An 11,639-nucleotide genomic window follows, 5' to 3' on the forward strand; every position below is an offset into this window, starting at 1 on the left:
TCCTTCCCGACCGCCATGTCGATCACAGCGGTCGATCTTGGTCCACCCGCGGCTTACACCGTTCGCGTGACACGCCCTCGGGTTCGGGTCCGTCCTGGTCCAGACCGCGCACCAGCTCCATACCGAACTTGTGCACTTCCGCTGGTCGGTTGTGGAGGGCGTAGGCGACGGCCCGTTCCTCGACAAAAGCGCAGTCCGCGGCGGTGAGCCGGGACGCCTCATTGGACTCCAGCACTCGCCGGATCGCATCGACGTGCCCCAGGCCGATCGCCGCGGCCGCGATCGCCGCGGCACACACCGGCATCCGCGGCTCCAGTACGGTGCCGCTCAACGCCACCTGTGGGCACAGGTTCTCCGCCGCCTTCACGTATCGCCGGGCGTCACTCGGGTCGATGTTCCAACAGTCCGCGATCGCGCTGACCGGCGATTTGTGCCCGAGCGACCCGAACCCACCCTCCCGCAGAAAAGACGCGATGAACTGAACGCGCGCAAGCTCGATCCCACGAACCACCCGCTCCATATCCCGGGACGCAAGAAGGCGATCGGAGAACGTTCCAGTGGCGGCTTCGACTTGTAACTCGGCGATACCGTCGAGTGTGGTGTCGAGCCCCGGGGACATAACTCCATTTTAAGCGAGGCGGAGATCATCGGCCAGCGGATAGGGGCTGAGGTGCGAAGAGTGTACTTATGTACACCCCCCAAGCCTGGACGAAGGTGCCGCACCGGTAATGCCGTTTCCAACCGCGCAGACCCGGGTGCGACGTCGCAGACCGCACAACCTCTGCGACAACACCACAAGGTCTGCGAGGTCGCGCCAAAGGCGTGCCCGCCACCCACAAGTGGGGCTGAGAGTGCCATCCCGTCGACCTGGTGAAAACCCCACCACACGGCCGCCCGTGGGCGGCCCTCAATCCAACGCAAGAGAACAAAGCAAGCTCCGCCCACGGGCGGCCGTGTGGTATCCCCCAAGGAGGTCGACGGGATGGCACGACCCGACCATCCCGGAGATCTGCCCGCCCGGCGAGGGCGCCCTTAAAAAACGCAACCACCAAGACCAGCAGAACCACCACCCACGTGCCCATCCGCCACGAACCCACCCAACGAACCACGTCGAGAACCCACCCCCACCCACCCAAACGCGCGACTCACCACTCCCGAACGCGCGACTCGCTTGCTGGAACGTGGGACTCGCCCGCCAAGCCGTGGGACTCGCCGCGCCGGAGGTGTCGACTCGGCGTGCTGGAGGTGTCGACTCACCGTGCCGAAGGTGTCGACTCACCGTGCCGAAGGTGTCGACTCACCGTGCCGGAGGTGTCGACTCACCACCCGCCCACTGCGACTCGCGCACGGGGTGGGCCCGACTCGCGCACGGGGTGGCCCCGACTCGCCCGTCAGCGGCGTTGCACCAGCAGCGGTTGGGTGGCGACGCCGAATTCCCCGGTGGTGTCGGAGAGGGTGGCGTGGGCCATTCCGGTCCCGACGGCCGCGACGGTGGTGGTGGCGTCGAGCAGGATCCAGTCGCCCTCGGGTTCCCGGTGGACGGTGACGGTGAGGCTCGGCGGGATGAAGAGCCAGTCGGCGACCTTCAGTTCCGCGCTCACGCCGTTGATCGAGTCGGCCACCGTGAGCGTGCGCTGCAGCCCGCTGGTGGGGGCGTCGGCGACCAGCGGGATGCGCGGCCGTGCCCAGACCGTCGCGGGGCCGGGTTCGGCGTAGCTGCCCTTGGCGAACCGCCACTCGATGGCCCGGCCGTAGCCCCAGCTCGGGTCGACGCCGTAGAGGTAGGCCTGGTCCTGCGGCGGCGGCAGCGGGGTCGGGGTGGCCGGCTGGGCGGGCACCGGGGTGGCGGCGCCGGCGGCCGTCCCGATGCGCCACGCCCGCGCGACGACGGCGGTGCGCCCGTCGACGACGAGTGTCGCCTCCGCCAGCTCGACGCGGCGCCCCGGCCGCAGCACCTCGGTGGTGACGGTGATGCGGCCCTGCGGGATGGGCCCGAGGAAGTCCATCGAGATGCGGCCGATCGCCATGTCCGGGCGCGGCTCGTACGTCTCGATCGCGTACGCCAGCAGCGCCGACGGCGGCCCGCCGTGCTGCAGGCCGTGGCCCCACGGGCTCTCCGTCGCGACGGTCGAGTCGAAGACCCCGTCGGAGACGGGCAGGTAGAACGCGTCCACGCCGGCCATCATGCCCGCGCCCGCACCGTGTTGGATGCGATGGGTGACCAGCTTCGCGATCGTGGGTTCCGGGTGGCGCTCCGAGTACTTCTGGCGCACCGCCGCCGAGCTCGACGGGCTGGCCTGCGTCGGTGTCGTCTCGCGCAGTCCGAAGGACTTGCCGGTGCCCGTCCACCTGTCCCTGGACGAGTGCCTCGCCTCGGCGAAGCCGGACTTCGTCGTGACCGCCACGCCGTGGTCGGTGACGCCCTCGCTCATCGTGGAGCTCGTCGAGCAGGGCGTACCGGTGCTCGCGGAGACACCGCCCGCACCCGATCTCGACGGCCTGCGGCAGCTCTGGAACGCGGTCGGCGACCGTCGGCTGGTCCAGGTCGCCGAGCAGTACAGCCGCATGCCGGCGCACGCCGCGCGGGTCGCGCTCGTCCGCTCCGGCGTGATCGGAGACCCGACCCGGGCGGACGTCTCCTCGACCCACCAGTACCACGCCGTGTCGCTCATCCGGACGTTGCTCGGCGTCGGGCGTGGGCCGCTGGAGGTGCGTGCGGTCCGGATGACGGCGCCGCTGGCCGACCCGCTGTCGCGGGCGGGCTGGGCCGACCAGGTCGAGATCAAGACGGCCACGACGACGATCGCCACCCTCGTGTTCGGGGAGGGCGGGTACGGCGTCTACGACTTCACCGACAACCAGTGGCACAACCAGCTGCTGATGCGCCGCCTGCTGGTGCGCGGCACGCTGGGGGAGCTGCGCGACGACGAGGTGGTGCGGCTGGCCGCCGACCGCACGATCGTCCGGTCGCCGATCGTGCGCCGCCAGACCGGCTACGACCTCGATCTCGACGGCTTCGACACCGACCACATCACGTTCGGCTCCGACGTCCTCTACCGCAACCCGTTCCAGGGCACCCGGTGGAACGACGAGGAGATCGCCATCGCCACCCTCCTGCAGGACACCGCGGCGTGGGTCGCCGGCAGCGGCCCCGAGCCGTACCCGCTCGCCGACGGCATCCACGACCACCGCGTCGCGCTGGCGATCGCGGAGGCGGCCGATCGGGGCACGGCCGTCAGCGTCGAGGACGAGCCGTGGAGTGGCTCGCAGGCTCTTCGTGGAACATCGTGAAGCCGGCCGGCGGCTCCCGCGATGTGCGGTGCGTGTTGACCGGGTGGTGCGGGTTGGCGTACCCCATGGCCAGCCCGCAGACGACGATCCGGTCGGCGGGGATCTCCAGGTGGGCCCGACCAGCCGCGCGGGTCGGCCGGCCGACTCCGCCGGCGGCCCAGCCGGCCGCGACGCCGTCTGTGGCGATGCCGGGCCAGAGCACGGCGGCGACCTTCTCGGCACGATCGGCCCGGTCGGCCTCGCCGCGCAGGAACGCGGAGTAATAGGCGCCGAAACAGATCGTGGCGATCGTGTGCGTGTCGATGTCGCTGCGCACGTCGCCGCGGGCCTGCAGGTCGCCGAGAACACGTTCGACGAGGTTCACGCGCGGCTCGACGGCGTGCTCCCGAACCACCGCCAGCAGATCCGGGGTCCGGATCGTCCAGCCCATGAAGTTGCCCACGAGCACCATCGCGTCGGGGTTGAAATACGACGGGTCGACACGCCGCACGGCTTCGGTGAATGCTTCGAGTGCCGGCAGCTCCGCGAACGAGAGCAGGGGATAGGTGCTGCGCTGGGCGCGGAAACCGTGGTCGAGCGCGTCAATCGTCAGCTCGAGCTTGTCGGGCCACCGCCGGCAGATCGCCGGCCGGGAAACACAGGCCCCGCCCGCGATGTCGCCGATCGTCATACCGGAGTAGCCGTCGAGCACCAGCCTGCGCCGGGTCGCCTTGATGATGGCCTCGTCGAGCGCCGGATCACGCGGGCGGCCGCCCGGGAGGGGCCTTCCGCACGCTGTTCCCGCCGGTTGCGATGCACCCGCCGCCGGTGCGTCAGGGGCGCGCGAGGACCCCGATCAGCTCGTCGGCGGCGAGGCCGGCCGGCCGGTCGCTGACCTGCCCGTCGCCCAGCTCGATCACGCGCCACACGCCGTCGGCGCGCAGGGCGAGGTCGAGCGTGACGAACGCGAGGTCCAGCCCGGCGACGAGCGGTGCGAACGGTCGGGTTTCGAGATCGGCCGGGGGTGCCGCGTCGGGCGTGTCCGGGTGGGCGGTGACGAGGCGGCAGGTCCCGTCGACCCACCACGAGCGGGCCTCGGCGCCGACGAAGCGCTCGAAGCGGCGCAGCGCGAACCCGCCCTCGACGTGCTCCCGCAGTTCCGCGAATCGGGAGGCCACCCGCCACGCCGCAGCCGGGTCGGCGACGTCGGGCACGAACGCGGCCTCGTCCCAGTAGTGCTTCATCGACTTCGTGTAGTCGCGCAAGACGGCCGGTCCCGCGCCCAGCTCCCGGCAGGCCCGCTCGAAATCGGCCCGGTCGGTGCCGACGGTCCACGCGGTCTCCGGCGTCACGTCGGCCAGTGCCGCGTACCAGCCGGGCAGCTCGTGGGCCCGCCGGTAGCGGGCCGCGTCGGTGCGCAGCACGGTGCCGCGGGCACCGAGGGCATCGGCGAACCCCGCGTACCGCGTGCTGCTCAGCATCCAGCCGCGGTACACCGCGTCCGTTCCCGCCGGCACCCGTGCGGTCGCGCGATCAACCCCTTCGCCCGCGGCGAGGGCGTCGTGGTCGACCAGTGCGACGGTCCAGCCCGCGGTGCGCGCCGCATCCGCCTCGGCCGCGAAGTGCTCGTCGGGCCGGCGGGGCCGCATGACGTCGTGGGGCACGATGAGGATCACGGGCCCATGCTTGCCGGATCGGAGCGCCCGAGCCATCCGGTTTCTTTCGGATCCGACGCCGTTTACCTATACGGGTTGTCTGATTCGACAAAGGGAACGGCCTCTCCTATGGTCGGCAGCAACTTCGGTGCCGTGCGGATGGCATTGATGTGGCTTCCGTGTGAAGTGACCACAAACCGACCAGTGAGAGATGATGAGGGCAGGATGGCAACCCAGACAACGGTGACGCTGGTGGACGATCTCGATGGCAGTGTCGCCGATGGGCAGGTTGATTTCTCGATCGACGGCCGGTCGTACGCGATCGACCTTTCGACGGCCAACACCGAGCGGCTGCGGGAGATCTTCGCCCCATTCGTCGCGGCAGCGCGGCGGACCGGCGGGCGCCGCAGCTCGGGCCCGGTGGGCACGCGTTCCGCGCCCGACCGCGAGCAGAACCAGGCGATCCGCGCGTGGGCGAAGAGCCAGGGCCTGAACGTGTCCGAGCGCGGTCGGATCTCCTCGGAGATCCTCGAAGCGTTCCGCAAGGCGCACTGACCTGACAGGGGTCTCCCTCAGAGGAGATTCATAGAATCGGCCGGCAGTCTTGGGCGGCAGCGGTTGGCCGCTTCGAGGAGGAGAACGTCGTGTCGTCGCCCCGGATCCCGCACGACTTCGTCACCTCGGAGCGGCGCCGCGCCGTTCTCGCGAAGCTGCCGCGGCTGACCCGCCCCGACGGCTCGCCGATCCGCGTGCTGTTCGTCGACGACGAGGCGACGCTGACCCAGCTGGTCAGCCTCGCGTTGGGTTACGAGGGGTGGACCGTCGACGTCGCGGCGACCGGGCGGGAGGCGCTCGCCCGGTTCCGCGACGGACGGCCGGACGTCGTGGTGCTCGACGTGATGCTGCCCGACATCGACGGCATCAGCGTGCTGAAGCAGGTGCGGACGCTCGGCGAGTCGACGCCGGTGCTGTTCCTGACCGCGCGCGACTCGGTGGACGATCGCATCATCGGCCTGACGGCCGGCGGCGACGACTACATGACCAAGCCGTTCAGCCTGGAGGAGCTCGTCGCCAGGCTGCGCGCGCTGCTGCGGCGCAGCGCCGCCGCGGCCGATGAGGGCTCCCGGCTCGTCGTCGGCGACCTGGAGCTGGACGAGGGCAGCTACGACGTCCTGCGCGGGGGCGACCGCATCTCGCTCTCGACCACCGAGTTCGAGCTGCTGCGCTACCTGATGCGCAACCCGCGCCGGGTGCTGACCAGGACGCAGATCCTCGACAGGGTGTGGAACTACGACTTCGCCGGCAAGCAGAGCATCGTCGACCTCTACATCTCCTACCTGCGCAAGAAGGTCGACGCCGGGCGTCGCCCGATGATCCACACCGTGCGCGGGGCCGGCTACCTGCTCAGGGCGCCGAGTGACTGACCGGCGACTGCTCGATCTCAGTGGGTGGCCGCTGCGGCGGCGGCTCGTGATCAGCATCGCCACCGTCGTGGGGATCATCCTCGCGGCCGTGGGAGCGATCGGCGTCGTCACGGTGAACGACTCCGTGACGCGCGTCGTCGACGCCCAGCTCAGCGGCTCGATGGACGGCTTCTGCAACTCCGTGGAGAAGTTCCGGCATGGTGCGTCGGGGGACCCGACGGCCGGGCCTCTGGGCTTCAAGAAGCCGCTCACGGCGTTCGTCGGGCACGGGCCGGGAACGATCATCGCCGTCGTGCAGGACGGCCGGGTGACCGACTCGGCGCTGTTCACCGACACCGAGCCGCAGCAGCTACCTCCCGAAACGGCCGCGCCACTCGGCACCGTCGGTGGGCCGGTCCTCGCCCGGAACGTCGAGCTGCCCGAACTCGGGACGTACCGGGTGTCCACGAAGCAGTACGGGTCGGTGCTGCTCGTCGCGGGGGTGTCGCTCGAGGTCGCGGAGTCGGCTGTGCGGACGGAGGTGATCGTGTTCGCGGTGCTGGCCGTGATCGCGATCGCGTGCACGGTGGCGGCGTTGATCACGATCGTCCGGGTCGCCCTGCGTCCGCTCGACCGGGTGGCGCGCACCGCGTCCGAGGTCACGCATCTGTCGCTGGACCAGGGCGAAGCACCGAGCACGCCTCGGGTGGGCGCCGCCGACACCGACCCCCGTACGGAGGTCGGGAAGGTCGGCGAGGCGTTGAACCGGCTGCTCAACCACGTCGACGACGCGCTGGCCACCCGCATGCGGCGCGACCAGCAGATGCGGCGTTTCGTGACCGACGCGAGCCACGAGCTGCGCACCCCGCTCGCCGTGATCCACGGCTACGCCGAGCTGACCCGCCAGGAGAGCGACCAGCTGCCCGACATGACCGAGTACGCACTGAGCCGGATCGAGTCGGAGACGAAACGGTTGACCACGCTCGTCGGCGACCTGCTGCTGCTCGCCCGCATCGACGAGGGCCAGGACGTGCACGTCGAGGAGGTCGACCTCGCCGAGGTCGCGGTGGCAGCCGTCCACGACGCGCAGGCCTCCGCGGCCGGCCACCTGCTGAGCGTCGTGGTGCCGGACTCACCTGCGACGGTCGTGGGCGACCCGGTGCGGCTGCACCAGGTCGCACTCAACCTGCTGACCAACGCCGGCCAGCACACGCCGGTCGGGACGCAGGTCGACTGCACGGTCTGCCACACCGGCGATCGGGTCGAGCTGGTCGTCTCCGACAACGGGCCGGGCATCCCCGACGACCTGATGCCCGTGCTCTTCCAGCGGTTCGCGCACGGGAGCTCGTCGGGGCACCGCAGCTTCGGGCTCGGGCTGGCCATCGTCGCCTCGATCGTCGACGCGCACGGCGGCACGATCGACGTCGACTCCTCACCTGCCGGGACGTCGTTCCGGGTCGTCTTCCCCGCAGCCGTGTCGCGGGCCACGCCGGAGCCGGAGCGGATCTCCGCAGGTCCGGAGCTGTCGCCCGACCACGTGCATTCTTAGCCGGCTGCCGACGCCCCAGGGCCGACCACCTCACTCCGCGTCGGGGTCGTACTGCATCGCCCCGACGGGGTTGCCGGCCGGGTCGGCGAAGAAGATCAGGTGGCCGACTCCGCTGATCGTGAACTGCTCCAGCAGGATCGTGCCTCCAGCGGCCCGCACAGCGGCTGCCGTGGCATCGACGTCGTCGACCGCGAACGTGCATTCCAGCCCCACGGTGGGCAGGTCCGGGTGCAGCTGCCGGCGCTGTTGCATCGCGCCCTGCACGGCGGGTCCGTCGCCGGTGGTGATGCGGTAGAAGCCTGGCGGTCCCCAGGCGGTGAAGGTCCAGCCGAACACGCCTTCGTAGAACGCGCGGCTGGCGTGCACGTCGTCGGCGTTGATCGCGAAATGGGCGAGGTTCGTGCTCATGTCGATATCCGACCACTTCGAACCGGTGGCGTGCATTCTAAGCTTCGCCAGGTCATGTCGATTTCTCGCCAGCCCGACGAGCCGACGGTCCGCGGCTACTCGGTGACCCACCCGCCCGGCGCCGCCGTGCTCACGACCGAGCCGGGCTGGAGCCAGCTGCTGTACACGGCGCGAGGCGCGGTCACGGTCGTCGTCGCGGACGAGGCCTTCACCATCCCGCCGCACCGCGCGCTCTGGCTGCCCGACAACACCCGCACCACGGTCACCAACCGCGGCCGCGTTGCGGTCCGCTGCCTGTACTTCGTCAGTTCGGTGCCCTCGCTGCCCGCGGTCCCGCGAGTGGTGAACGTGCCCCGCTTCTGCCGGGAGTTGCTGCTGCACATCGTCGAGCGCTGCCCGCTCGATCTCGCCGATCCCGTCCACGACGCGCTGCTCACGGTGCTTCTCGACCAGCTGGAAGGCCTGCCCGACGCACCGCTGCGACTGCCGTTGCCCAGCGACCCGCGCGGGGCCGCCGCTGCCGCCGCCGACGCGGCCGACCCGACCGCGTCGACCGCAGCCGTGGCGGCCCGGGCCGGCACGAGCCGGCGGACCCTGGAACGGATCTTCGCTGCGGAGACCGGCCTCGGCCTGGGCGCCTGGCGCCGGCGGGCGCACATACTGGCGTCGCTCGAGCTGCTGGCCCTCGGGTCGTCGGTGACGCAGGCCGGGGGCGCGGTCGGCTACACGACGCCGTCGGCCTACGTCGCGGCGTTCAAGCGGGAGCTGGGAACGACACCCCGCGGCTTCCACCGCGAGGTTTGAGCGCTAGCGCTCCGTGCTCAGCGCTCCGTGCTCAGCATGGACATGACGACGAGCGAACTGAAGCTGTCGTCGGCTTCCCGCAGCGCATCGCGCAGCCGGCCCTCCTCGACGAAGCCGGCCGACCGGTAGAGGCGGCGGGCCCTGGTGTTGCCGCTCTTGACGTCCAGCCAGAGGCGGTGCGCGTCGTGCATCACGAACGCCCGGTCGACGACGGCCGTCAGCGCTGCCCGTCCGTGCCCGCGGCCTCGATGCGCGGGCACCGTGAGGATGCGGCGCAGCTCCACGCTGCTGTGCGGGTTGCGCAGCCCGGCAACGACGGCGAAGGCGACGATCTGCCCGTCCGACGTGAGCGCGAGGTGCTCCTGATCGGGGTCGGTGAGCGCGGCGCGGTGCCATGCTGCGCCGGTGTCGCCGAGCCAGCGTCGGGTGTCGGGGTCGGACTCGGCGGCTTCCACGAGTGCGAGGTCGGCTTCGGTCGTCTGCCGGATCGCGATCATGGACGCGTCCGGCGGGTGCCGGACGTGGTGCTCCGGTTCCCTCACGACGCCCCGCAATGACCTTCGTAGCGGGTGAGCCCCTCGCCGAACTGCGACTTGCTGCGTCCCGTCGGTCCGCCTCGCGGCGTTCGGACCCATGCGCCGGCGGTGGTGAGGCCAGGCATGCGTTCGTCGAAGAGGCGGCTGTAGCGGGTCTCGCCGTCGACGGTGAGGATGCCGTCCTGGACGTCGATGTGCGCGACGGTCGCCCAAAAGGAGTTCTTGTTGTTCCCGACGTGCACGATGATCTCGTCGGCGTCGGGCCCGGGGCGGCCGTCGGCACCGGCGCGGCCGTAGCGGATCGCGACTCGCGGGCGGCCGAACTTGTTGATCGCCCCGAGCCCGTTGTCGACGCTCTGGTAGACGTTCAGGAGCAGGTCGCCGTTCTCGGTCGGCTGCACCCGGACCTGCTCGACGGCGGGCCCGTTGACGCCGGGGCCGAGGGCGTCGCCGCTGTGCTGGATGTAGGGCCAATGGTCGAGGCTGCCCTGGCGGCCGGGCTCGCCGCTGATCACGATGTAGGCGTTGGTGTGCTCGTCGCGGCAGAAGAAGTAGACGTCCAGGTCTCCCTCGCCGTACTGGCGGACGGTCCCGTCGGGTGCGTACTTCGCGCCGCGGCCGTCCCATTCGAGCCCGACGGTGAGCACCCAACCGGGCTCGCCCCGGCTCTTGCGCAGGTCTATGCGGGCGGTCTTGTCCCTGGAGTCCTTGGTCAGCTCGATCCTGACCTTCTCCATGTTGACCGTCGGCCCTTGAGCCGGCGCGGGAGCCGCTGCGGGCTCGTCGTCGGCGGAGACGTCGATGCCGTGCTCGACGGCGAATGCCGCCAGCCCGGCGGCGTAGCCCTGGCCGATCGCGTCGAGCTTCCAGCCGGCGTCGCGGCGGTAGAACGCCACCAGCTGCACGACGGTCTCGGTGGACAGCCCGGCCGGGATGAACGTGATCGGCTCACCGGTCCCGGCGACGCGGACGGCGAGGTCGGGAACGGCGGCGAACCGCGCCGCCTGCGCTTCGGTGCTGCCGGCGATGACGACCCGCTGCACGTCGCCCGGCACCCCGGCGAGGTCGACGGTGATCTCTCCGCCAGCGGTCAGCTCGACGCCACCGTGCACGGGGTTGTTGAAGAAGACGAGGTCGGCGTCGCTGCGGACCTGGTTGCCCGCCCCGAGCAGGACCGCCATGAGGTCCACGGCATCGGCCCGGCTCGCGGTGGCCCGAACGACGTAGCGGGTGCCGGTCAACGCCGACTTCGAACCCTTCGCAACCTCTGGCACAGCTGACTCCATCCCGAGACCCGTCGATCGACCCGCCCAGCATCCGCGCGGGCCGTTTCAGCGAGCGTGCACGACGACAACACGAGGAATTCGGATGGCCCGCGCCGCATGCCCGTGCCGATGATGCCCGTATGACGGTGCACCCATGGGTCGTGACGCCGACCGACGTGCGTTCTGCCGAGGCCTTGGCGCTGCTGCGCGACTACTTCACCGAGGTCGCCGACCGGTACTCGCGCCTGCACCACGACCGGGGTATCACGCGGGACGAGGTCGACTCCGTGCTGGCCGAGTGGCCCAGCGACCACCTCGCCGGACCCACCGGTGTCTTCCTGGTCGGTCGCCACCGCGGCCGGCCCCGCTCCTGCGCCGGGCTGCTCGTCCGCGAGCCCGGGACGGTCGAGCTCACCCGTGTCTACGTCCACCCCGACCTGCGCGGCACCGGCGGCGGTGCCGCGCTGCTGGCGGCCGTCGAGGCGAGCGCCCGGACGCTCGGCGCCCACCGGATCGTGCTGGACACCCGGCTCGACCTCGTCGAAGCCCGAGCGCTCTACGTCCGGCACGGCTACCGCGAGATCCCGGCGTTCAGCAATGGGCCGTACTCCGAGGCGTGGTACGGGAAGGAGCTCGCGGCGCGGGCGGGATGAGGATCCGGGCCGGCACCCCGGATCCAGGCACTGGCTGATCGGGAGTGTGCTCAGGGCTGTCGCGGCAGCCCTGGGCACACTCAACTCACGATCCCG

The 11,639-nt window shown here is 71.1% G+C and carries 13 protein-coding genes; 6 read left to right on the forward strand and 7 right to left on the reverse strand.

All coding sequences use genetic code 11. From position 1 onward, the window contains the following. Nucleotides 1–22 precede the first annotated feature (22 nt). Both LL648_RS43260 and LL648_RS43265 read right to left on the reverse strand, forming a co-directional pair. Nucleotides 23–619: a DUF222 domain-containing protein gene (locus LL648_RS43260; protein ID WP_232668808.1), complete on the reverse strand. Its 597-nt coding sequence runs from the start codon at nucleotides 617–619 to the stop codon at nucleotides 23–25. Between the two features lie 772 nt (nucleotides 620–1,391). Continuing rightward, nucleotides 1,392–2,174: a thioesterase family protein gene (locus tag LL648_RS43265; protein WP_232668809.1), complete on the reverse strand. Its 783-nt coding sequence runs from the start codon at nucleotides 2,172–2,174 to the stop codon at nucleotides 1,392–1,394. A gap of 43 nt (nucleotides 2,175–2,217) precedes the next feature. Between LL648_RS43265 and LL648_RS43270 the strand changes: the two genes are divergently transcribed. After that, nucleotides 2,218–3,291, forward strand: coding sequence for a Gfo/Idh/MocA family protein (locus tag LL648_RS43270; protein ID WP_232668810.1), 1,074 nt, complete (start codon nucleotides 2,218–2,220; stop codon nucleotides 3,289–3,291). Here the strand turns inward: LL648_RS43270 and LL648_RS43275 are convergent. Next, nucleotides 3,236–4,009, reverse strand: a complete 774-nt coding sequence (locus LL648_RS43275) for a TetR/AcrR family transcriptional regulator C-terminal ligand-binding domain-containing protein (protein ID WP_308190468.1) — start codon at nucleotides 4,007–4,009, stop codon at nucleotides 3,236–3,238. The two genes, LL648_RS43270 and LL648_RS43275, sit on opposite strands and share 56 nt — an antisense overlap. A 94-nt stretch (nucleotides 4,010–4,103) precedes the next feature. Continuing rightward, entirely contained in the window at nucleotides 4,104–4,946 is an 843-nt protein-coding gene (locus tag LL648_RS43280; protein ID WP_232668812.1) for an ATP-grasp domain-containing protein, read from the reverse strand. Between the two features lie 204 nt (nucleotides 4,947–5,150). On the opposite strand from LL648_RS43280, the gene LL648_RS43285 reads away from it, so the two are divergent. From LL648_RS43285 to LL648_RS43295, 3 genes are all read left to right on the forward strand, one after another. Beyond that, nucleotides 5,151–5,480 (forward strand): histone-like nucleoid-structuring protein Lsr2, encoded by a 330-nt coding sequence (locus LL648_RS43285; protein ID WP_232668813.1) that lies wholly within the window; start codon nucleotides 5,151–5,153, stop codon nucleotides 5,478–5,480. Nucleotides 5,481–5,635: 155 nt separating this feature from the next. Then, a complete protein-coding gene (locus tag LL648_RS43290; RefSeq protein ID WP_305080832.1) occupies nucleotides 5,636–6,349 on the forward strand; it encodes a response regulator transcription factor in 714 nt (237 codons plus the stop codon). Continuing rightward, entirely contained in the window at nucleotides 6,342–7,877 is a 1,536-nt protein-coding gene (locus LL648_RS43295; protein ID WP_232668814.1) for a sensor histidine kinase, read from the forward strand. The genes LL648_RS43290 and LL648_RS43295 overlap by 8 nt, the downstream gene beginning before the upstream one ends. A 30-nt stretch (nucleotides 7,878–7,907) precedes the next feature. On the opposite strand, the gene LL648_RS43300 is transcribed toward LL648_RS43295, so the two are convergent. Then, nucleotides 7,908–8,285, reverse strand: a complete 378-nt coding sequence (locus LL648_RS43300) for a VOC family protein (RefSeq protein WP_232668815.1) — start codon at nucleotides 8,283–8,285, stop codon at nucleotides 7,908–7,910. 54 nt (nucleotides 8,286–8,339) lie between these two features. On the opposite strand from LL648_RS43300, the gene LL648_RS43305 reads away from it, so the two are divergent. After that, nucleotides 8,340–9,089 carry an AraC family transcriptional regulator gene (locus tag LL648_RS43305; protein WP_232668816.1) on the forward strand — a complete coding sequence of 250 codons (750 nt, stop codon included), beginning with the start codon at nucleotides 8,340–8,342 and terminating at the stop codon, nucleotides 9,087–9,089. Nucleotides 9,090–9,106: 17 nt separating this feature from the next. On the opposite strand, the gene LL648_RS43310 is transcribed toward LL648_RS43305, so the two are convergent. Then, entirely contained in the window at nucleotides 9,107–9,631 is a 525-nt protein-coding gene (locus tag LL648_RS43310) for a GNAT family N-acetyltransferase (protein WP_232668817.1), read from the reverse strand. Beyond that, nucleotides 9,628–10,899, reverse strand: a complete 1,272-nt coding sequence (locus LL648_RS43315) for a TerD family protein (protein WP_232668818.1) — start codon at nucleotides 10,897–10,899, stop codon at nucleotides 9,628–9,630. Before LL648_RS43315 ends, LL648_RS43310 begins: the two co-directional genes overlap by 4 nt. 131 nt (nucleotides 10,900–11,030) lie before the next feature. Here LL648_RS43315 and LL648_RS43320 point away from each other — a divergent pair, with 131 nt between their 5' ends. After that, nucleotides 11,031–11,543: a GNAT family N-acetyltransferase gene (locus tag LL648_RS43320; RefSeq protein ID WP_232668819.1), complete on the forward strand. Its 513-nt coding sequence runs from the start codon at nucleotides 11,031–11,033 to the stop codon at nucleotides 11,541–11,543. Nucleotides 11,544–11,639 lie beyond the last annotated feature (96 nt).

It is taken from the genome of Pseudonocardia sp. TRM90224, from assembly GCF_021245725.1.
GTDB lineage: Bacteria > Actinomycetota > Actinomycetes > Mycobacteriales > Pseudonocardiaceae > Pseudonocardia.